Origin of the sequence: Asprobacillus argus (genome assembly GCF_032248395.1) — a bacterium.
Classification (GTDB): domain Bacteria; phylum Bacteroidota; class Bacteroidia; order Flavobacteriales; family Flavobacteriaceae; genus Polaribacter; species Polaribacter argus.
Genome location: NZ_JAVTTO010000003.1, coordinates 267,197 through 288,987 on the forward strand (window position 1 = coordinate 267,197; position 21,791 = coordinate 288,987).

General features: G+C 37.2%; 16 protein-coding genes, 1 tRNA gene and 2 riboswitches. Of the genes, 2 read left to right on the forward strand and 15 right to left on the reverse strand.

Annotated features, from left to right (window positions below; translation table 11 throughout):
* Nucleotides 1-55: 55 nt before the first annotated feature.
* The 11 genes from RQM59_RS08635 to RQM59_RS08685 form a co-directional block, all read right to left on the reverse strand.
* Nucleotides 56-133: transfer RNA gene (locus RQM59_RS08635), tRNA-Asp, on the reverse strand.
* Between the two features lie 66 nt (nt 134-199).
* Nucleotides 200-1,120: a DUF58 domain-containing protein gene (locus tag RQM59_RS08640; RefSeq protein WP_349241703.1), complete on the reverse strand. Its 921-nt coding sequence runs from the start codon at nt 1,118-1,120 to the stop codon at nt 200-202.
* A 149-nt stretch (nt 1,121-1,269) separates the two neighbouring features.
* On the reverse strand, nt 1,270-1,587 hold the full coding sequence (trxA, locus tag RQM59_RS08645; protein WP_349241704.1) for a thioredoxin: 318 nt from the start codon (nt 1,585-1,587) through the stop codon (nt 1,270-1,272).
* A 166-nt stretch (nt 1,588-1,753) separates the two neighbouring features.
* Nucleotides 1,754-2,695: a pyridoxal-phosphate dependent enzyme gene (locus tag RQM59_RS08650; protein ID WP_349241705.1), complete on the reverse strand. Its 942-nt coding sequence runs from the start codon at nt 2,693-2,695 to the stop codon at nt 1,754-1,756.
* A 98-nt stretch (nt 2,696-2,793) separates the two neighbouring features.
* Nucleotides 2,794-3,882 carry a homoserine dehydrogenase family protein gene (locus RQM59_RS08655; RefSeq protein ID WP_349241706.1) on the reverse strand — a complete coding sequence of 363 codons (1,089 nt, stop codon included), beginning with the start codon at nt 3,880-3,882 and terminating at the stop codon, nt 2,794-2,796.
* 1 nt (nt 3,883) lies between these two features.
* Nucleotides 3,884-4,846 (reverse strand): alpha/beta fold hydrolase, encoded by a 963-nt coding sequence (locus RQM59_RS08660; RefSeq protein ID WP_349241707.1) that lies wholly within the window; start codon nt 4,844-4,846, stop codon nt 3,884-3,886.
* A 3-nt stretch (nt 4,847-4,849) separates the two neighbouring features.
* Nucleotides 4,850-6,142 (reverse strand): O-acetylhomoserine aminocarboxypropyltransferase/cysteine synthase family protein, encoded by a 1,293-nt coding sequence (locus tag RQM59_RS08665; RefSeq protein ID WP_349241708.1) that lies wholly within the window; start codon nt 6,140-6,142, stop codon nt 4,850-4,852.
* Between the two features lie 119 nt (nt 6,143-6,261).
* Nucleotides 6,262-6,400: riboswitch (SAM riboswitch) on the reverse strand.
* 119 nt (nt 6,401-6,519) lie between these two features.
* Nucleotides 6,520-7,476 (reverse strand): methylenetetrahydrofolate reductase [NAD(P)H], encoded by a 957-nt coding sequence (gene metF / locus RQM59_RS08670; RefSeq protein ID WP_349241709.1) that lies wholly within the window; start codon nt 7,474-7,476, stop codon nt 6,520-6,522.
* Between the two features lies 1 nt (nt 7,477).
* Nucleotides 7,478-10,135: a methionine synthase gene (gene metH, locus RQM59_RS08675; RefSeq protein ID WP_349241710.1), complete on the reverse strand. Its 2,658-nt coding sequence runs from the start codon at nt 10,133-10,135 to the stop codon at nt 7,478-7,480.
* Nucleotides 10,128-11,135 (reverse strand): homocysteine S-methyltransferase family protein, encoded by a 1,008-nt coding sequence (locus tag RQM59_RS08680; RefSeq protein ID WP_349241711.1) that lies wholly within the window; start codon nt 11,133-11,135, stop codon nt 10,128-10,130. The genes metH and RQM59_RS08680 overlap by 8 nt, the downstream gene beginning before the upstream one ends.
* Entirely contained in the window at nt 11,135-12,301 is a 1,167-nt protein-coding gene (locus RQM59_RS08685) for a trans-sulfuration enzyme family protein (RefSeq protein ID WP_349241712.1), read from the reverse strand. The genes RQM59_RS08680 and RQM59_RS08685 overlap by 1 nt, the downstream gene beginning before the upstream one ends.
* 101 nt (nt 12,302-12,402) lie before the next feature.
* Nucleotides 12,403-12,523: riboswitch (SAM riboswitch) on the reverse strand.
* Nucleotides 12,524-12,788: 265 nt separating this feature from the next.
* Here RQM59_RS08685 and metK point away from each other — a divergent pair.
* Complete coding sequence (gene metK / locus RQM59_RS08690; RefSeq protein WP_349241713.1) at nt 12,789-14,045, forward strand: methionine adenosyltransferase; 1,257 nt, start codon at nt 12,789-12,791, stop codon at nt 14,043-14,045.
* Here metK and RQM59_RS08695 read toward each other — a convergent pair whose 3' ends face one another.
* The 4 genes from RQM59_RS08695 to RQM59_RS08710 form a co-directional block, all read right to left on the reverse strand.
* Entirely contained in the window at nt 14,046-15,023 is a 978-nt protein-coding gene (locus RQM59_RS08695; RefSeq protein WP_349241714.1) for a polyprenyl synthetase family protein, read from the reverse strand.
* Nucleotides 15,024-15,063: 40 nt separating this feature from the next.
* Nucleotides 15,064-16,104 carry a dual-specificity RNA methyltransferase RlmN gene (rlmN, locus tag RQM59_RS08700; protein WP_349241715.1) on the reverse strand — a complete coding sequence of 347 codons (1,041 nt, stop codon included), beginning with the start codon at nt 16,102-16,104 and terminating at the stop codon, nt 15,064-15,066.
* A gap of 82 nt (nt 16,105-16,186) precedes the next feature.
* A complete protein-coding gene (queA, locus tag RQM59_RS08705; protein WP_349241716.1) occupies nt 16,187-17,236 on the reverse strand; it encodes a tRNA preQ1(34) S-adenosylmethionine ribosyltransferase-isomerase QueA in 1,050 nt (349 codons plus the stop codon).
* A 75-nt stretch (nt 17,237-17,311) separates the two neighbouring features.
* Nucleotides 17,312-18,553: a 3-phosphoshikimate 1-carboxyvinyltransferase gene (locus tag RQM59_RS08710; RefSeq protein ID WP_349241717.1), complete on the reverse strand. Its 1,242-nt coding sequence runs from the start codon at nt 18,551-18,553 to the stop codon at nt 17,312-17,314.
* A 61-nt stretch (nt 18,554-18,614) separates the two neighbouring features.
* Between RQM59_RS08710 and RQM59_RS08715 the strand changes: the two genes are divergently transcribed.
* Nucleotides 18,615-21,722 carry a WD40/YVTN/BNR-like repeat-containing protein gene (locus RQM59_RS08715; protein ID WP_349241718.1) on the forward strand — a complete coding sequence of 1,036 codons (3,108 nt, stop codon included), beginning with the start codon at nt 18,615-18,617 and terminating at the stop codon, nt 21,720-21,722.
* The last annotated feature ends 69 nt before the right edge of the window (nt 21,723-21,791 follow it).

A 21,791-nucleotide genomic window follows, 5' to 3' on the forward strand; every position in this document is an offset into this window, starting at 1 on the left:
TAATAAAAGGAAATGAAAAACCCTATAACATTGCTGTTATAGGGCTTATTTACTGTGGCGGTCTGGACGGGACTCGAACCCGCGACCCCATGCGTGACAGGCATGTATTCTAACCAGACTGAACTACCAGACCGTTGCATTATTGCGGGTGCAAATATAAAAGAGTTTTTCCTTTTCGCAAAGGAAAAATAAAGTTTTATTACATCATTTTTTGACGACTGATCAAGTAATTAATCAATACAGTATCATATCCTTGTTGAATATCAACCGGTACATAATCGATCTTGTATTGTAAACACCTGTTCTTCAGCTCCGAAAAATACTGCGCCACCATACCTTCATAGGCTTCTTTAATATTCTCACTATACAAATTGATCTCTTCATTGGTTTCTGCATCGACAAACTTTTTCGGTGCATTGTCAAAATCAAAGTTCAACTCTGTTTTAGCGTCAAAAGTATGAAGCAGTACTACCTCATGTTTGTTATATTTCAAATGACGTAAGGCTTCAAAGAGTAATTCATTCTTGGTATCCGTTTGGAACATATCTGTAAACAAAAAGATCAAGGATCGACGATGGATCTTTTCTGCAATCTCATGTAAATACTGATAGGTATCCGTTTTTTTTGAAGAGGTAGACTGTAATAATTGCTCCAATTGATGCAGTAACATCTTTCGGTGTCGATCGCTCCCTTTCTCCGGTGCATAATATTCATAACTATCCGAATAGACACTCAAGCCTACAGCATCTCTTTGTCGTTTTAGCAACTCCATAAGTGCGGCAGCAGCTACTGCCGAAAAACCAATCTTATTCAAGTTATCTATCCGTTGTTCTTTTACCAAAGGATAATGCATAGAAGCCGAGTTATCAATGATCACATGACATCTCAAATTGGTTTCTTCTTCGTATTTCTTCGTATATAACTTCTCTGTTTTCGCAAAAAGTTTCCAGTCAATATGACGGGTACTTTCGCCTTTGTTATACAACTTGTGCTCAGAGAACTCCACAGAAAATCCATGGAATGGACTTTTATGCATCCCGGTAATAAAACCTTCTACTACCTGTCTAGCTAACAGATCCAGGTTTTTGATTTCTGAAGATTGTACTGCGGATAAATTCATACCTCCCGAAAGTAAAAAAAGGCTTGGCGTTAGCCAAACCTTTTTCCTTTCAATTTTGTTAATTTTTTTGAGATTGCTTCAGTTTTTTTAAAACTTCGCAAAGACAATATTATTTGTCATTCCGGGTGAAGCGAAGGAATCCAAGTCTTTTATAATGCAGCATCGATCTTGTCTGTGTACACATTCTTTGGTGCTACACCTACTTGCTTATCTACTACTTCTCCGTTCTTAAAAACTAATACAGTTGGAATGTTACGCACACCATACTTCGCAGCAAATTCTTGATTTGCATCTACATCAACTTTTCCTACAACGGCTTTCCCTTCATAATCATTGTGAATTTCATCAACAATCGGACCTACCATTCTACATGGACCACACCAAGCTGCCCAAAAATCTACCAATACTGGCTTGTCTGATTTTAATACTACTTCTTCAAACGTTGCATCTGTAATTTCTAATGCCATTTTATTCTTTTTTAATTTGTGTTATTCTTTATTTAGACTACAAAAGTACATATTTATTTCACTGAATGCGAAAACAAAAAATTACTTTTTACTATCTGTCTATCAATGTTCTCTATCCTTACGTAATTTTCTTACGCTTTACTCTTATTTTATGCAACCCTTTATTTTAAAACGGTAAGTTCTTCACATCAATATTACCACCAGAAAATATAACGCCCACTTTCTTCCCTTTGAACTCCTCTTCGCTTTTAAGCAGTGCTGCAAAGGCTACTGCGCTTGAAGGCTCTATGATAATCTTCAATCGTTCCCAGATCAGCTGCATTGCCTGCACAATTTCTTGTTCTTCTACCCGAATGATCTTAGATACCAATTGTTGAATAATTGGGAAATTCTGGTCTCCTAAATACGTTCGGAGTCCGTCTGCAATAGTATTTGTGGTTTCGTTGGTTTCTATCTTTCCTGACAACAAGGAACGATAGGCATCATCTACAGCCAATGGTTCTCCGCCCACCGTTTGGCAATTTGTTCCAAAATAATGTGCAGCTAAGGCCGTTCCTGCAACAAGGCCTCCACCTCCAACGGGAGCAAAAATAACATCCAGATCGGAGTGTTTCTCAAGTAATTCTGATGCCGAGGTTGAGTTCCCCAAAATCACCTCCATATCATTCGAGGGGTGCATAAATGTAGCGCCTGTTTCTTTTTGAATTCGATGGGTTTCTTGTTCTCTTGCTGCAATGGTCGACTCGCATTCCGTCACAATCCCTCCATAAGCTCTAACCGCATTTTTCTTAACCTGAGGTGCATTCTCGGGCATGACGATGTATGCAGAGACTCCTAACAATTTTGCTGATAATGCCACCGCTTGACCAAAATTCCCTGAAGAGTGCGTGACTACTCCTTTAGCTCTTTCTTCTGGAGATAAACTAAGAATTTTATTGACGGCTCCGCGCATTTTAAAAGCGCCCATCTTTTGAAAATTCTCACATTTAAAAAACACTTCTGCACCGATCAACTCATTGATCAACGTAGAGGTTAACACAGGCGTTTTATGGGTGTAAGGTTGCACCGTTTTTTGCGCTTTTAGCAGTGCTTCTTTGCTTGGGATCATCTTTTCATTTTGACTTCTAAAATACACATTTTACCAAGAACGTTCTGTTCCTGTATCTCGACTCCGCTCGATATGACAGCTCGAACTAATCATATACATTATGCATGGTTCTTAGCCAATCGCATAATATCTCCAAACACTCCTCTAGCCGTCACACTTGCGCCCGCTCCTGCTCCCTGGATCACCATAGGTTGATCTCCATAGGACTCCGTAAAGATCTCGATCAAGGCATCGGTTCCTTTTAAAGACCCAAGCGAAGATTCTTGAGGTACCGAAACCAAACTCACTTTTAAGTTTCCTTTAGGCTGAAAAAGATCTCCATACAGGTCGCCCACATATCGCAACACATGTCCTTTTTCCTGGGCATTCTTTGCTTCTTGAAAACTTGCATCTAATTCGGTTAGGCTATTTAAAAAGGCCTCCTTATTTCCTGTTCTTTTATCTACTGGAATCAAGTTTTCGATATCGATATCGTCAAACTCGTTTTGCAAATCTAGTTCTCTGGCCAGAATCAACAATTTTCTAGCCACATCATTTCCAGAAAGATCCTCTCTAGGATCTGGTTCTGTATAACCTTTGTCTGCTGCTGCTTTAAGAATACGAGAAAAAGGCACATCTTCATTGGAAAACTGATTGAAAATATAACTTAAGGACCCTGAAAATACGCCTCGTATTCGGGTAATATTCTCCCCCGAATCGTGTAAGTTTCGAATCGTATCAATAATAGGTAATCCCGCTCCTACGTTCGTTTCATACAAAAATAATTTCTTGTTTTCTTTAAGCGTTTTTCGTAATGCATTGTAGAAATCAAAATCTAATGTATTGGCTATTTTATTTGCAGATATAATATGGAATCCATGTTGAATGAGTCGATCGTAATATTGCACAAAAGAAGTACTTGCGGTAGCATCTATGGCAATGAGCTGATCGCAATGCGTTAAGCTTACATAATTCAGCACATTCTCTAGATCATATGTAATTGCCGATGCTTCGAATGTTTGTCTCCAATCTTCTTCTCGACTAATATCGGCCAATAGTATTTTTTTGGAATTGCTAATTGCAATAAACTCAATTTGAATATCCTGTTGTTCTACAATCTGTTGATTGGCTTTTTGAAATTGATCGATCAGGGTACTGCCCACGTTTCCAATTCCGAATAATACAATGTGTATTTTTTTTGTTTTCATCTTATTTAAAAATAGGACCTACAATGTCCTTTAGTTGTTTATATTCTATTAAAAAGGCATCATGCCCATGAATCGATTTGATTTCGTGATAACTTATTTGAAGATCTCTTTTTAGTGCAGTATAGAGGTCTCTATTTTCTTCCGCGGTAAAAAACAAATCTGTATCAATAGCTACCATATGGACATGTGCTTTTATTTTCTTGAGAATTTGTTTGGCTGACCCTTTTGAGGCTACATCAATATGTTTTAGTAAATGATTCATCATCAAGTAGGCTTTCTGTTGAAACCGTTCTTGCAACTTCTTGCCATGATGCTGCAACCAACTTTCTACATTAAAAACAGACAACTCTTCGTTCATCGATCTTTGAAATCGTTGCTTAAAAGATGTTGGTGTTCGATAACACAGCATGGCATGCACTCTAGCGTCGTGCACCGGATTGGATGAGTTCAATAAAAATTGCTCTTGAATAACACAATTGGCAATGAGCCAATCTGTCGATTTCCAATCGGAAGCTATGGGGATCATATGATCGGATATTTCAGGTCTTAACCCCAACATCTCCCATGCGATACCTCCTCCAAGAGAACCTCCAATGATTCCGTATAGTTTTGACACCTCAAGAGTATCAAGCCCTGCAATGAATAATTTTGCCATATCCTTTGCAAGAAATTGATGATACTCATCAATGAGCCATCCGTCGTAACCATTTCCTGGAATATTAAAAGCAAGTACGGTATAGGTATTTGTATCGATAGGTTTATTAGGGCCAATGAGGTCTTTCCACCAACCATCATTTCCAGTTACATTACTATTCCCAGACAAGGCATGATTTACCAAAACTACCGGGGCGGTTTTCAGTGCAGGTCCAAACAACTGATAGCTCAATTGAAAGTTTTGCAGCTCAAAACCGCTCTCCGTAGTATAGCTCTTAAAAGGAATATATTTTAATTCGCTAGTCAACATAAATTATGCAATTACTTCTTTAGGAATCTTAGCAAATGCTTCTTCCAGATCTACTATTAAATCGTCTAAATTTTCAAGACCAACTGATAGTCGAATCAGATCATTGGTCACACCAGTCGACTCTTGTTCTTCCAAAGTCAACTGCTGATGCGTGGTACTAGCAGGGTGAATAATTAATGATTTCGTATCTCCAATATTGGCTAGTAGTGAAAACAATTTTGTTGTATCCGCAATTGTTTTTGCTGATTCATAGCCTCCTTTTACACCAAACGTGACAATTCCACTTTGTCCTTTTGGTAAATATTTCTGCGCTAGTTCACTGTATTCACTGGTTGCTAACCCTGGATAATTTACCCAGGTTACTTCTTCCTGTTTTTGCAACCATGTTGCCAAAGCAAAGGCATTTTCGCTGTGTTTTTTAATTCGTATATCCAAAGTTTCTAAGCCCTGTATTATCTGAAAAGCGTTGAATGGACTAATGGCTGAGCCGTAATCTCGCAACCCTTCAATACGTACTTTGGCAATAAATGCAGCCGCTTCTAATGCTTCCGAATATACCAATCCATGATATCCTGCGGATGGTTCTGTAAATTCTGGGAATTTGCCATTGGTCCAATCAAACGTTCCTGCATCAATAATGATTCCTCCTAAAGCGGTTCCATTTCCATTGATATACTTGGTCAATGAATGAATCACAATGTTTGCACCGTGTTTAATTGGATTTAACAAGTATGGCGTTGCTACTGTATTATCTACAATAAATGGTACTTTAAACCCTTTTGCTTGCGCTGCGATATTCTCCAAATCTAATACATCTAATTTGGGGTTCCCTAAAGATTCTACAAAGAAAGCCCTCGTATTCTCCTGAGCTGCATTTGTAAAAGCGTCTGGATCTGATGGATCTACAAAAGTAGTAGTCACACCATGTCGAGGCAATGTTACTTTCAATAGATTGTAGGTTCCTCCGTACAAACTATTGGAAGCTACGATATGATCTCCAGCTTTTAGTAATGTTAGTAAGGTTGTAGCAATTGCCGATGCTCCTGATGCTGTGGCTACGGCGGCTATTCCTCCTTCTAGGGTAGCCAATCTTTGTTCTAATACATCCGTAGTAGGATTGTTGATTCGAGTATAAATGTTTCCTGTCTCTGCCAACGAAAACAAATTTGCCGCATGATCCGAGTCATTAAAAACATAGGCTGTTGATTGATAAATAGGAACTGCTCTGGTTCCTCCATTTTGCGTTACATCGTATCCTGCATGTAATGCGTTTGTTGAAAATTTTTGTGTACTCATTTTTCTAATTTTTCTTGAGTTAATACTAATTAATTCAAAAGTCAAAACATGCCTTTTAAGAGCATACCTACTAGAAAAATGTTATAAGAAAATTCGATTTTACGGTATGTAAATTCGTTTGGTTATCTATCCGTAATGCTGAAAACAATTTCAACTTTGGTAGAATTTAGCACCTTCTTAGATCGTGTTTTTCAACAGGATAGCCAAGGGTTGCTAAGGCTTCACAGGGTCTAATCCCTCCACCTTTCTTGATAACATTTCAATAAGTTATTGAACTTTTACTGAGCATTTAATGCTTCAGATTTCCGAGATCAATTTTTCAATTAATCTATTTCTTTAGACCTCTTTTAGATGTCTCTACTTTCTGTCTTTTTTATTTAGAATACCTTACTGGCAATCTCATAAATATTTGAGGATTTCCCCATTGAATAATAATGCAATATGGGAACTCCAGCTTTTATCAACTCTTTACTTTGCCCGATACACCATTCAATTCCAACTTGTCGTACTTCCTTGTTGTCTTTACACTTTACCACGTTCATGATTAATTCATCGGGCAGATCCACGTGAAAACGATGTGGGATCAGGTTTAATTGCTTCTTTGTTGCTATAGGTTTTAATCCAGGAATGATTGGTACTGTAATCCCTTCTTCCCTACATTTTGCCACAAAATCGAAATATTTCTGATTATCAAAGAACATTTGTGTCACGATGTAGTCCGCTCCTTTTTTGATTTTCTTTTTTAAGAAATGAATATCGGAATCTAAACTGGGCGCCTCCATATGTTTTTCTGGATATGCGCCTACTCCAACACAAAAGTTTGTCTTTGAAGTGTTTAACAAATCCTCATCCAAATACATACCTTTATTCAGATCTTGAATTTGAGAGACCAATTCGCTAGCAAAAGCATGTCCTTCTTTTTCAGGTTTAAAATAGCTTTCACTTTTAACCGCGTCACCTCTTAGTGCCATCACATTATCTATGTTTAAAAAATCGAGATCAATTAAGAAATTCTCTGTATCCTCTTTAGTAAATCCACCACATAAGATATGAGGAATAGCATCTACCCCATACTTATTTTGAATGGCTGCACAGATTCCAACAGTTCCTGGTCTTTTCTTCACTACTTGTTTTTTGAGCAAACCATTATCCAACTCTTTATAGGTATATTCCTCTCTATGATAGGTGACATCTATAAAGGGTGGTTTGAACTCCATTAAAGGATCAATATTGTCAAAAGTTGATTGAATGTGCTCACCTTTTAAAGGTGGTAAAATCTCGAATGAAAACAATGTTTTGTCCTTCGCATTCTTAATATGTTCGGTTACTTTCATCTTATTCCGTAATGTTAGGGTTTAGCCATTTCACAGCTTCCTCCAATGTTATATTTCTTCTTTTTGCATACTCTTCGACTTGATCTTTTGTGATTTTCCCAAGTCCAAAATACTTTGCTTCTTTATTGCCAAAGTAATACCCAGAAACACTGGCTGCCGGCCACATAGCCAAACTTTCAGTAAGTTTTACTCCAATTCTTTCTTCTACTTCTAACAACTGCCATACCGTCTTTTTCTCCAAATGATCTGGACAGGCCGGGTATCCTGGTGCGGGTCTTATACCACGATACGTTTCTTTAATCAATTCTTCATTTGACAGCTTTTCTGTAGCGGCATATCCCCAATGTTTCGTTCGTACCTCTTTATGTAAATACTCCGCATATGCTTCAGCTAAACGATCGGCTAAAGCTTTGATCATAATCGAATTATAATCATCATTGTTTGCTTCATATTGCTCCGCCAATTCTTGGGTTCCAAACCCTGTAGTTACGCAGAAGGTTCCTACGTAATCTTGAATACCGCTTGTTTTAGGTGCAATAAAATCGGCCAAAGCGTGCGCCGGAATACCTTCTCGTTTTTTTAATTGTTGACGTAAAGTGAGAAATCGATATTTAGTATCATCATGGATCACTTCTATATCATCATCTATTGTGTTTGCAGGAAACAAACCGAAAACAGCTTTCGCTTTTAATAACTTTTTATCAAAAACCTCAGCTAATAATTTTCTGGCATCATCAAATAATTCAGATGCTTGTTCTCCAACCACTTCGTCTTTAAGAATATTTGGGTACTTCCCATGTAAATCCCAAGACCTGAAAAAAGGACTCCAATCTATATATGCTTCTAATTTAGTGATGTCAAAATCCTGTACCTCCTGAATTCCCAATCGATTAGGTCGCGTAATTTCAGTGGTATTCCAGTCTATCTGATATTTTCGTTTTCTAGCCTCTTCTAAGCTGATATACTCCTTACTCTTTGATCTGCTTAAAAACTTTTCTCTGAACAGGTTGTATTCTTCTCTGATCTGATTTTTATAGATCGTATTATTTTCCTGCAATAAGTTTCCAACTACCGTTACTGCTCTAGAGGCATCATTTACATGTACTACGGCGTTTGAATAGTGTGGTGCTATTTTTACGGATGTATGTGCTTTGGAAGTAGTAGCTCCACCAATAAGAAGAGGTACATTAAAATCATTCTTTTCCATCTCTTTAGAGAGATATACCATTTCATCCAATGAGGGAGTAATCAAACCGCTCAAACCAATAACATCTACATTTTCTTTCTTTGCAGCCTCAATGATTTTTTCAGGCGGAACCATTACTCCAAGATCAACAATTTCATAGTTATTGCAACCTAAAACTACACTCACAATGTTTTTACCTATATCGTGTACATCTCCCTTTACGGTTGCCATCAATATCTTACCTGCGCTTTCTACTTTACCATCTTTTTCTGCTTCAATAAATGGTTGTAGGTATGCCACGGCTTTTTTCATAACTCTGGCTGATTTCACCACTTGAGGTAAGAACATTTTTCCACTTCCAAACAAATCACCTACAACATTCATTCCGATCATTAAATGCCCCTCAATGACTTCGATGGGTTTATTTGATGCTTGTCTCGCTTCTTCTACATCTTCAACAATAAATGCATCTATACCCTTCACTAAACTATGGGTTATTCTCTCTTGTAATGGTATATTTCTCCATTCCAAAACTTTTGCTTCACTTTCCTTTTTATTCCCTTTTACCGTTTCTGCAAAATCTAATAGGCGCTCCGTAGCGTCATCTCTTCTGTCTAATAACACATCTTCAACACGGTTTAACAAATCTGGAGCTATGTCATCATAGATTTCCAACATCGTCGGATTTACAATTCCCATGTTCATCCCGTTTTTTATAGCATGATATAAGAATGCTGAATGCATTGCTTCTCTAACCGTATTATTCCCTCTGAAAGAAAATGACACATTACTTACTCCTCCAGAGACATTGGCATAAGGTAAATTTTCTCGTATCCATTTGGTCGCATTAAAAAAGTCCAGTGCATTTTTGCGATGCTCTTCCATTCCTGTTGCTACTGGAAATATATTAGGGTCAAAAATGATATCCTGAGGAGCAAAACCAACTATGTTCACTAAAATATCATAAGACCTTTTGCAAATATCAATACGTCTTTGGTAATTGTCTGCTTGCCCTACTTCGTCAAAAGCCATGACAATTACTGCTGCTCCATATCTCTTTACAAGCTTTGCTTGTCTTATAAATGCTGTTTCCCCTTCTTTTAAACTAATTGAATTCACAACACACTTCCCTTGTGCTACTTGTAAACCTGCTTCAATGATCTCCCATTTTGAGCTATCTATCATAATAGGAATTCTAGCAATATCTGGTTCAGAGGCTATCAAATTTAGAAACGTGGTCATTGCATATACGCCATCCAACATTCCTTCATCCATATTCACATCCAATATCTGTGCGCCGCCCTCTACCTGATGACGAGCAACCTCTAGGGCTTCATCGTACTTTTCTTCTTTGATCAAGCGTAAAAACTTGCGTGAACCTGTTACATTGGTACGTTCACCAACGTTAACGAAATTACTTTCAGGAGTAATCACTAATGGTTCTAGCCCGGAAAGTGTTAGATACTTACTCATCGCTGGTTATTTCGTTTTTTCTTGGTTCATATGTTGCTGCTACATCCGCAATTACTTTAATATGGGCAGGACTCGTGCCACAGCAGCCTCCAATGATATTGATCAATCCATCTTGCAAATAATTCTCTATCAATTTTCCCATTTCTTCGGGAGATTGATCGTATTCTCCAAAAGCATTTGGTAATCCTGCATTGGGATGTGCCGATGTGTGAAAAGAGGTAGCTCGTGACAACCTTTTTAAATACGGTTGTAATTGCTCTGCTCCCAACGCACAGTTAAATCCTACCGACAACAGCGGAATATGGGAAATCGACGTTAAAAACGCCTCAACCGTTTGTCCTGAAAGTGTTCTTCCTGAAGCATCGGTAATCGTTCCCGATACCATGATGGGAATCTCAATGTTACGATCCTCTTTCACTTCGTCTATAGCAAAAAGTGCTGCTTTCGCATTAAGTGTATCGAAAATCGTTTCTACTAACAGAACATCTACACCTCCATCTATCAACGCTTCTACTTGCTCCTTATAGGCAACCCTCAACTCTTCGAATGTGACTGCCCTGTATTCTGGTCTATTGACATCCGGAGACAGGCTAGCTGTTCTATTTGTAGGACCTATAGATCCCGCAACAAAACGTGGTTGATTCGGTGTTTTTTTCGTGTATTCTTCAGCAACTTCTTTCGCAATTTTGGCAGATTCATAGTTCAGTTCATATACTAAACTTTCCAATTCATAATCTGCCATAGCTATCGTTGTTCCCGAAAAAGTGTTGGTTTCAATAATATCAGCACCCGCATCGAAATACTTTCTATGGATTTCCTTAATAGCCTCTGGTTGCGTAATTGATAGTAAATCATTATTTCCTTGCAAAGGCATATGGAAATCTTTGAATCGTTCTCCTCTAAAATCTTCTTCCGAAAATTTATATTCTTGGAGCATGGTTCCCATTGCCCCATCTAGTACTAGAATTCTTTTTTGTATTTCTTTATAAATGCTTCCCATTAATCTAAAGCTTGATTCAAATCGTTAATAATATCTTCAACATATTCCAATCCAACTGAAACTCTCACTAATCCATCTGTAATCCCAACTTCCAGTCTATCCTCTTTAGATAATTTACTATGTGTTGTAGATGCTGGATGCGTTACAATCGTTCTAGTATCTCCTAAATTTGCCGACAACGAGCATAGTTTGATCTTATTCAAAAATTGACGCCCCGATGCTATCCCTCCTTTAATCTGAAAAGCTATAATATTCCCTCCTGCTCTCATTTGTTGTTTAGCAACATTGTATTGCGGGTGTGATGGTAAAAAAGGATACTTTACCGAATCTACTGCTTCATGTCTTTCTAAATATTGTGCAACTTGTATTGCATTTTCGCAATGTTTGTCTACACGAACAGATAAGGTCTCCAAACTCTTAGAAAGCACCCAGGCATTGAATGGAGACATCGCCGGACCTGTATTTCTGGAAAATAGATAAATCTCTCTTACAAGTTTTTGACTGCCTACTACCACTCCGCCTAAAACGCGTCCTTGTCCATCCATTAGTTTTGTTGCAGAATGTATTACAATATCAGCACCAAACTCAATGGGTCGCTGTAAATATGGGGTAGCAAAACAATTGTCTACAATAAAAATAAGGTTGTGTTTCTTAGCTATTTCCCCCAATAGTTTTAGATCTAGAATATCTACTGCTGGGTTTGTTGGAGATTCTACATATAAAATTTTCGTGTTTGGTTGGATCAATTCCTCAACAATCTCCACCTCATTAACTTTAAAATAACTGGTCTCAATATTCCATTTTGGGAAATATTTGGTGAACAAGGTATGTGTAGATCCAAAAACAGATCTACAAGAAATTATATGGTCTGATGCACTTAGTAATGCACCAAATGTTGAAAAAATGGCTGCCATTCCCGTAGCGAAAGCATACCCGTCTTCTGCTCCTTCCATTTCCACAACTTTACTTACAAATTCGGAAGTATTTGGGTTTGAAAATCGGCTATACAAGTTCCGTTCTTTTTCTTCTGCAAAGGAAGCTCTCATATCCTCAGCATCGTCAAAAATAAAACTAGAAGTCAAGTACAACGGAGTCGAGTGCTCTAAATATTGAGTGCGCTCTGATTGCGTTCTTATCGCTACTGTTTCAAAATGAGTTGTTTCCATCTTTCCCTATTAAATACAACAAACGTCAAATCCATCCTTTCGGATAGTATTATAGAAAAATGTTAAAAAGAGAACACGATGTTACAGAAAGTAAATTCGTTTGGTTATCTATCTTAAATACTGAAATGAATTCAGTTTAAAGTAGAATTTAGCACCTTCTTTATTCCTAAAGGGTTGCTAAGGCTTCACAGGGTCTAATCCCTCCGCCTTTCTTGATAACATTTCAATAAGTCATTGAACTTTGTGAGCACAAATATTGCAACAGAAAAATTTAATAACCAAATTTTTTATGAGATTTTTATTTTTTATCAAATTATAATCTTTAATTTTGCCCTCGAATTTGGAGGATAAATTTGACTGATTGCAACCTCTTGTACTGAATTTGTTTCAGAGTATACAAAAATGCTAAAGCAGTAATTCATTACTTCTTTTAGCGACCAAGCAACTCAAATATCCTTCTTGTATAAACAGATTAAAAGAGATTTATATGTCCTATTTATTTACTTCAGAGAGTGTTTCTGAAGGACACCCAGATAAAGTTGCAGATCAGATTTCTGATGCTTTGATCGATAATTTTTTAGCTTTTGATCCATCGTCAAAGGTAGCTTGTGAAACGTTAGTAACCACTGGTCAGGTTGTATTGGCAGGTGAAGTGAAATCTCAAACATACTTAGATGTTCAAAAAATTGCACGTGATGTAATTAATAAAATTGGATATACCAAAAGTGAGTATATGTTTGATGGAAGTTCATGTGGTGTATTTTCGGCTATTCATGAGCAATCTCCTGATATTAATCAAGGTGTAGAGAGAGCAAACAAAGAAGATCAAGGAGCTGGAGATCAAGGAATGATGTTTGGTTATGCAACAGACGAAACTGAAAACTATATGCCTTTAGCATTAGAGTTATCACATCGTTTATTAATAGAATTGGCGGAGTTACGTAGAGAGAATAAAGATATCACGTATCTACGTCCAGATGCAAAAAGTCAGGTAACTATTGAATACTCTGATGATAATGTACCTCAAAGAATTGACGCTATTGTAGTTTCAACGCAGCACGATGATTTTGATGAAAGTGATGCTGTAATGTTAGAGAAAATTAAATCTGATATTATTACCATTCTAATTCCTAGAGTGATTGCTAAATTGCCTGCTACTATTCAAGCGTTGTTTAACGATCAAATCACATATCATATTAACCCAACTGGAACATTTGTAATTGGTGGTCCTCATGGAGATACTGGTTTAACAGGTAGAAAAATCATTGTCGATACGTATGGTGGTAAAGGTGCTCACGGAGGTGGTGCTTTTTCAGGGAAAGACCCTTCTAAGGTAGATAGATCTGGAGCATATGCAACACGTCATATAGCAAAGAATTTAGTAGCGGCTGGACTTTGTAAAGAAGTATTAGTCCAAGTTTCATATGCCATTGGAGTTGCAAAACCAACTAGTATAAATGTTGAAACTTACGGAACTGCCAATGTTGATTTAACAGATGGTGAAATCAGTAAAATTGTTGAAACTATTTTTGACATGCGTCCATATTTTATTGAACAACGTTTAAAATTGAGAACACCTATTTATTCTGAAACGGCTGCTTATGGCCATATGGGAAGAGCTTCTGAAAAGAAGACCGTTACCTTCTCAAATCCGATGGGAGAAACTGTTGAAAGAGAAGTAGAAACTTTTACTTGGGAAAAGTTAGATTACGTAGATAAAGTAAAAGAAGCTTTTAATCTATAATTAGATCTTACGTTCTACCACGTAATCGATCATTTTTAATAACGAATTTTTATAAGGAGAGTCCTGGTAATTATCTAAGATTGCCAGGGCTTTATTTTTGTAATCATGCATTTTGGCAATGGTATATTCTATACCACCACTTTGCTTTACATGAGTAATGACTTCTTTTACTCTTTTCTTATTCTTGTTGTGCTTCTTTACTGAATTGATCAACCAGGCTTTATCCTTATCCGAACTATGATTTAATGCATAGATCAATGGTAAGGTCATTTTTTGTTCCTTAATATCTATTCCAGTAGGCTTTCCGATCTTTTCTTCAGAATAGTCAAACAAATCGTCCTTTATTTGGAATGCCATTCCAATGTTTTGCCCAAACATTCGCATCTGTTGTACTGTGTCTTGACTAGCTCCAACAGAAGCAGCACCAATACCACAACAAGCAGCTATCAATGTTGCCGTTTTCTGACGAATGATCTCAAAATACACATCTTCGGTAATATCTAACTTTCTTGCCTTTTCTATCTGCAATAGTTCTCCTTCACTCATTTCACGAACAGCAATAGAGATCAGTTTCAGCAAGTCAAAATCTTCATTATCAATGGAAAGTAATAATCCTTTAGAGAGTAAATAGTCTCCTACTAACACTGCAATCTTATTCTTCCAAAGTGCATTGATAGAAAAGAACCCTCTTCTCCGGTTACTATCATCTACGATATCATCATGTACCAGTGTAGCAGTATGAATCAACTCTACAACAGAAGCCCCTCTGTATGTGCGTTGATCGAAACCTCCATCAGAAACCATCTTTGCAACCAGAAAGACAAACATCGGTCGCATTTGTTTTCCTTTTCTTCTAACAATGTAATAGGTAATTCTATTGAGTAATGGAACTTTGGAAAGCATTGAATCTTTGAATTTTTCTTCAAAGAGTTCCATCTCTTTTTTGATGGGTTGTTTTATATCTTCAACTAATTTCATGAGGTGCTACTAAAGTACAAAATATAAGCTATGAAAAGTGTTAAGACTTATTTGCTAGTTGACCACAAGCTGCATCGATATCCTTTCCTCTGGATCGACGCACATTTACCGTAATGTCATGCATTTCTAAGTTAGAAATGTAGTTGTCAATTGCTCTTGAACTAGCCTGCTGAAACTCCCCATCGTCTATAGGGTTATACTCTATCAAATTAATTTTACATGGTACATACTGGCAAAAGTCGATTAAGGCTTTGATATCTTCCTTTCCATCATTAATACCATCCCAAACAACATACTCATACGTGATAGCCCTTTTTGTTTTTGCATACCAATACTCTAAGGATTCTCGCAAGTCTTGCAGCGGAAAATGCTCGTTAAAAGGCATGATAGAAGTACGCACCTCTTCTATAGCCGAATGCAAGGAAACAGCGAGGTTAAACCTAACTTCATCATCTGCCATTTTTTTAATCATTTTAGGCACTCCAGAAGTAGATACGGTTATTCGTTTTGCAGACATCCCTAAGCCTTCGGGTGAGGTAATCTTATCGATCGCCTTTAAAACATTGTTATAGTTCATAAGAGGTTCTCCCATACCCATAAAAACAATATTAGAAAGTTTATGATTGTGATAAAGCCTACTTTGTTTATCAATAGCAACCACTTGATCATAAATCTCATCTGGATTTAAATTCCGCATTCTTTTTAAACGCGCAGTTGCACAAAACTTACAATCTAAACTACATCCAACCTGACTTGAAACACAAGCTGTCGTTCTAGTTTTAGTCGGAATTAATACAGATTCCACGATCAATCCATCATGTAATTTTATCCCATTCTTAATCGTTCCGTCATTACTTTTCTGCATACTATCGACCTGAATGTGGTTGATCACAAAATTTTCTTTCAACATTTCTCTAGTCTCCTTAGAAATGTTGGTCATATCTTCAAAAGTATGCAACGACTTACTCCATAGCCAATCATATACCTGATTGCCACGAAAAGCTTTATCACCATTCTCCACAAAGAACTCACGTAGTTGTTCTTTGGTCAAGGCTCTTATGTCTTTCTTTTTAGATTTCATGTGGGTCAAAAATACAACAAACCTCACAGTTACAACTACTTTAGTTTTTACTGCGAGGTTTGTACTTTTATTTATAACTAAATTAGATGATTAGCATCGCATCTCCATACGTATAGAATTTGTATTCTTCTTTTACCGCTTGTTGATATGCCTCCATAACAAAATCATATCCAGCAAATGCTGCTGTCATCATTAACAAGGTAGACTGTGGTGTATGAAAATTGGTAATCATACTATTTGCAATACTAAATTCATGAGGTGGGAAAATAAATTTATTGGTCCACCCTGTGAACGCATTTAATCTACTACTTGCAGATACTGAGGATTCAATTGAACGCATGGTAGTGGTTCCTACAGCACACACTCTTCTCTTTTCTTCTAATGCTTTATTAATCATTTGAGCACTTCCTACTGGGATGTCAATTTGCTCAGAATCCATTTTATGTTTTGATAAGTCTTCAACTTCAACAGGACTAAACGTTCCCAACCCAACATGTAATGTTAGCTCTGCAAAGTCTATTCCCTTAATTTCCAAACGCTTCATTAAGTGTTTAGAAAAGTGTAATCCAGCTGTCGGTGCGGCAACTGCTCCTTCATTTTTTGCAAAAATCGTTTGGTACCTTTCTTCATCCGAAGGCTCTACATCTCTCTTAATATATTTTGGCAACGGTGTTTGCCCTAATTCCAAAAGCTTCGATCTAAATTCTTCATAACTCCCATCAAAAAGAAAACGTAATGTTCTTCCCCTTGAGGTTGTATTATCGATAACTTCAGCAACTAAGCTATCATCTTCTCCAAAAAACAGCTTATTTCCAATTCTTATCTTTCTTGCAGGATCTACCAAAACATCCCACAATCTATTTTCGGCATTTAATTCTCTCAATAAGAAAACTTCTATCCTAGCTCCTGTCTTTTCTTTGTTACCAAACATTCTAGCAGGAAATACTTTCGTATTGTTTAAGATCATTACATCTCCTTCATCAAAATAGTCGATCACATCTTTAAATAATTTGTGTTCTATAGTTTGATCTTTCCTGTTTAATACCATTAAACGAGCTTCATCTCTATGCTCTGCAGGATATTCTGCTAATAAATGTTCTGGTAATTCGAACTTAAAGTTGGATAATTTCATGCTGTATACTTGTTTTATGACGGCGGCAAATATACGACTTGAGAATAGGGGTTGTCAAGTGTTTGAACGATTAATTTACAGCTCTTTACACTGAAAGCCTATTTTCTTCATGTCTTCCCAAAAATTTCTATAGGATTTTGTGACCACATTCGCGTCTTCTATTTGGATAGGCACTTTCATGGCTAATGGAACAAAAGCCATGGCCATACGATGATCATGATATGTTTCAATACGAACATTCTTTACGATCTCGTATGAGGGTTCAAGGTGTAAACTATGATCTGTTACAGATACAGTAGCTCCTAATTTAGTAAGCTCCGCTTTTAGCGCTTCTAAACGATCTGTCTCTTTTATTTTTAAAGTATGTAATCCTGTCAATTCACAGGCCACGCCTAAACCAAAACATGTTACTGCAATTGTTTGGGCGATATCAGGAGCGTTTTTTAGATTTAACTCGATACCAGATTTCTCGACTGCTCTCGAAATGACATTCTTCTTTTTTAACGTAATAGTATTCTCTTCAAAAGTCGTCTCTACGCCAAAATGCTCATATATCTCTGCTAAACAAGAATCTCCCTGTAAACTTTCTCTTCTGTAAGAAGATAGTTTTATCTCTGATCCAATATCACTAAGCGCCATCATACTATAAAAATAGGATGCAGAACTCCAATCAGATTCAACAACTACAGTTTTTGAATCCAAGTTTTGTTGAGGTTTAACGAATATCGTATCATCTTTAAACGTACTTTCAATACCCAATTGGTTGAGTAAACTCAACGTCATCTCGATATATGGAATCGAAGTGATCTCCCCAAGTAACGTAATGGTCAACCCATTTGGCAAACTAGATGCAATCAACAATAAGGCAGAAATATATTGACTGCTCACATTACCGTTTATAGCAACAGAATCTTTTGTCAATTCCTTTCCTACAATTTTCAATGGTGGATATCCTTCTTTTTCTACATAAGAAATATCACCTCCAAGATCTCTCAATGCCTGAACTAAAATTTCTATCGGCCTGTTGTGCATTCTATGGGAACCGGACAAAACCACTGTTTTGTCGTTTTGCATAGCAAAAAATGCGGTTAAAAAGCGCATTGCGGTTCCAGCATGTCCAATATTAATATCTGCTTCAGAAGTGGTTACCGCATGTTGTAAATGTTTAGAATCATCGGAATCAGAGAGGTTTTCGATAGTAATTTGAGGAAATAGTTGCTGTAAGATCAATAACCTATTGGATTCACTTTTAGATCCAGAGACATTGATACTCTTTTTTAACAACATATTTTCGACACCTTCTATATGTAGATCCATAAAACGATTCACTCTGGTTTTTAATTCTTAAATTTAGGCTCCTTAAAAACAAACAACTAACATGAAAAAAGTACTTTTTCTTTTTGTAGGTCTCTTATTTTTTGAGAATTACAAAGTTAACGCACAAAAAAATCCTGACAAATTTTCTGAACAATATTATAGCGCAACGAAATGGCGAATGATCGGTCCGTTTAGAGGAGGTAGAAGTGCTGCCGTTACAGGCGTTCCTGGAAAGGCAAATCTATTTTATATGGGATCGACAGGAGGAGGTGTTTGGAGAACCACAGACGCTGGTAACACCTGGCAAAATATTTCCGACGGATTCTTCGGCGGTTCCGTGGGAGCCGTTGCTGTAAGCGAATGGGATAATAATGTTATCTATGTAGGTAATGGTGAGAAAACGGTTCGAGGAAATGTCTCCTCGGGTGATGGTATTTGGAAATCTGTCAATGCAGGAAAGACGTGGGAACATATGGGGCTTAAAAATGCCAGACATATTCCTAGAGTACGTATACATCCTAAAAATCCAGATATTGTATATGCCGGAGTCATGGGTGATCTATACAAGTCCTCAAATGAAAGGGGCGTATACAAATCCATTGATGGTGGAAAAACATGGTCCAAAAAGTTATTTGCAAACAAAGACGCTGGTGTCGTCGATCTAATTATAGATCCTAACAATTCGAGAGTATTGTATGCAACGACCTGGAATGTCAGAAGAACTCCTTATAGCCTGTCTAGCGGAGGTGATGGCTCTGCCCTATGGAAGAGCACGGATGAAGGTGAAACATGGACCAATATCTCTGAGAACAAAGGACTCCCCTCTGGAGTTTGGGGAATTAGTGGTGTTACCGTATCACCTGTAAATTCTGATATTGTTTGGGCTTTAATTGAAAACAAAAAAGGGGGCGTTTACAAATCTATGGATGCTGGTAAAACCTGGCGCTTGATCAATAGTGAACGTAAACTTCGTCAACGTGCTTGGTACTATACACGTTTATATGCCGATACTCAAGATGAAAATATTTTATATGTATTGAATGTCCGTTATCATAAATCTACAGATGGCGGAAAAACGTATAAAACATATAATGCTCCGCATGGAGATCATCATGATCTATGGATCGCTCCTGAAGACAATCAGCGTATGGTCATCGGAGACGATGGAGGAGCGCAGGTATCCTTTGACGCAGGAATTAATTGGAGTACTTATTTCAATCAACCTACTTCTCAGTTTTACCGTGTAACCACAGATAATCATTTCCCATATCGGATTTATGGAGCGCAACAAGATAACTCAACCATACGAATTCCGCATAGAACTAATGGTCGTTTTATTCGTGAAGCAGATTGGGAATCCACAGCAGGAGGAGAAAGTGCTCATATTGCTGTAGATCCTACCAACAATGATATTATTTATGGAGGAAGTTATGGCGGGTTGCTTACCAGAAGAAATCATAAAACAGGAGAAACTAGGGCCGTAAACGTATGGCCAGATGATCCGATGGGACATGGTGCAGAAGATTTTAAATATCGTTTCCAATGGAATTTCCCCGTACTCTTTTCTCCACATGAAAAGAATAAATTATATGCTGCTTCTAATCATTTACACGCTACTACAAATGAAGGGCAATCTTGGGAAATCATTAGTCCTGACCTTACTAGAAATGATCCTAAAACACTAGGCCCTTCTGGTGGACCTATCACGAAAGATAATACCGGAGTTGAATACTACGGAACCATTTTCGCGGTGAACGAATCTAAATATGAAAAAGGGTTGATCTATACTGGTTCGGACGATGGACTAGTACATGTTACCAAAGACGGAGGTAAAAACTGGAGCAATATCACCCCTAAAAAAATGCCTGAATGGATGATGATCAATTGTATTGAAGTCGATCCTTTTAACAAAGGCGGCGTTTATATTGTAGGGACGAAATATAAAACTGGAGATTACAATCCATATATCTACAAATCTGAAAACTACGGAAAGTCATGGAAATTGATTACTACCGGAATTGGAGCTGAAGACTTTACCAGAGCTATGAGAGCCGATCCTAAGAGAAAAGGATTGTTATATGCAGGAACAGAACGCGGAATGTATATTTCTTTTGATGATGGTAAGAATTGGAAACCTTTTCAATTAAACCTACCCGTTGTTCCTATTACAGATCTAGCCATTAAGAATGATAACCTAATAGCGGCTACTCAAGGGCGCTCTTTTTGGATGATCGATGATTTGACGCCATTACATCAATTAACTTCTGATGTAGCTACTAAAGATGTTATTTTATTCAAGCCTCAGGATAGTTATAGAATGGGCGGTGGTCGTGGAAGGACATCTAAAACTATGGGAACGAATCACCCTGGAGGTGTTGCGATCAACTATTTTATCAAAGAAAAAGATGATAAAAGTGTCGTGAGCTTGAGCATCTTTGATGACAAAAATGAATTGATAAAAACATACAGTACAAAACCCAACAAAAAGAAAAAAGAAGAAAAGCTTACTGTAAAAGATGGGAATAACATCTTCTATTGGAATATGATGTACCCTGGAGCAAAACGTGTTAGAGGAATGATTCTTTGGTGGGCATCCTTAAATGGCCCTATGGCGCTGCCTGGTAATTATAAGGTTACATTAACTGTTGGTGATGCCACTACCTCTCAGAATTTCACTATTCTCAAAAATCCAATTTCTGAAGCTTCTTTTGCTGATACAAAAGCTCAGTTTGATTTTATCAATGAGATCAATAAAAAAATGACTGAAATTCATACGGCTTTGGAGAATGTCAAAAAAGTGAGGTCTCAGGTAAAAGCACTTAAAAAGTCTATCAAGGATAAAAAGAAGCATAAAGCTATGCTAGATTATGCTAGTGCGTTGGTAAAAGACATGACGAAAGTGGAGGAGACATTATACCAGACTAAAAGTAAGAGTAATCAAGATCCTTTAAATTTTCCAATACGTTTGAACAACAAATTAGGGCATTTGAATTCTCTAACCAGAATTGGAAACTATGCTCCTACGCAACAGGCTATTGATTTTAAAAATGCAATTACCAAAGACATAGACAAAGAGCTTGCAAAATTATATGCCATGTTCGATGTCCGCGTAAAGGAACTTAATAAAAAAGTAAAAGAGAGTCAGATCGATCTGATTCAATTAGATTAATAAAAATAGCTTGCAAGAATATTTATAATGTCAGTTCGAGCGGAGTCGAGAACTTTTAAAGTTTTGGGT

Bases quoted from the DNA above. Each gene is read 5' to 3' on its own strand.
- RQM59_RS08640 (WP_349241703.1), bottom strand. From the start codon at position 1,120: ATGAATTTATCCGCAGTACAATCTTCAGAAATCAAAAACCTGGATCTG.
- trxA (WP_349241704.1), bottom strand. From the start codon at position 1,587: ATGGCATTAGAAATTACAGATGCAACGTTTGAAGAAGTAGTATTAAAA.
- RQM59_RS08650 (WP_349241705.1), bottom strand. From the start codon at position 2,695: ATGATCCCAAGCAAAGAAGCACTGCTAAAAGCGCAAAAAACGGTGCAA.
- RQM59_RS08655 (WP_349241706.1), bottom strand. From the start codon at position 3,882: ATGAAAACAAAAAAAATACACATTGTATTATTCGGAATTGGAAACGTG.
- RQM59_RS08660 (WP_349241707.1), bottom strand. From the start codon at position 4,846: ATGTTGACTAGCGAATTAAAATATATTCCTTTTAAGAGCTATACTACG.
- RQM59_RS08665 (WP_349241708.1), bottom strand. From the start codon at position 6,142: ATGAGTACACAAAAATTTTCAACAAACGCATTACATGCAGGATACGAT.
- metF (WP_349241709.1), bottom strand. From the start codon at position 7,476: ATGAAAGTAACCGAACATATTAAGAATGCGAAGGACAAAACATTGTTT.
- metH (WP_349241710.1), bottom strand. From the start codon at position 10,135: ATGAGTAAGTATCTAACACTTTCCGGGCTAGAACCATTAGTGATTACT.
- RQM59_RS08680 (WP_349241711.1), bottom strand. From the start codon at position 11,135: ATGGGAAGCATTTATAAAGAAATACAAAAAAGAATTCTAGTACTAGAT.
- RQM59_RS08685 (WP_349241712.1), bottom strand. From the start codon at position 12,301: ATGGAAACAACTCATTTTGAAACAGTAGCGATAAGAACGCAATCAGAG.
- metK (WP_349241713.1), top strand. From the start codon at position 12,789: ATGTCCTATTTATTTACTTCAGAGAGTGTTTCTGAAGGACACCCAGAT.
- RQM59_RS08695 (WP_349241714.1), bottom strand. From the start codon at position 15,023: ATGAAATTAGTTGAAGATATAAAACAACCCATCAAAAAAGAGATGGAA.
- rlmN (WP_349241715.1), bottom strand. From the start codon at position 16,104: ATGAAATCTAAAAAGAAAGACATAAGAGCCTTGACCAAAGAACAACTA.
- queA (WP_349241716.1), bottom strand. From the start codon at position 17,236: ATGAAATTATCCAACTTTAAGTTCGAATTACCAGAACATTTATTAGCA.
- RQM59_RS08710 (WP_349241717.1), bottom strand. From the start codon at position 18,553: ATGGATCTACATATAGAAGGTGTCGAAAATATGTTGTTAAAAAAGAGT.
- RQM59_RS08715 (WP_349241718.1), top strand. From the start codon at position 18,615: ATGAAAAAAGTACTTTTTCTTTTTGTAGGTCTCTTATTTTTTGAGAAT.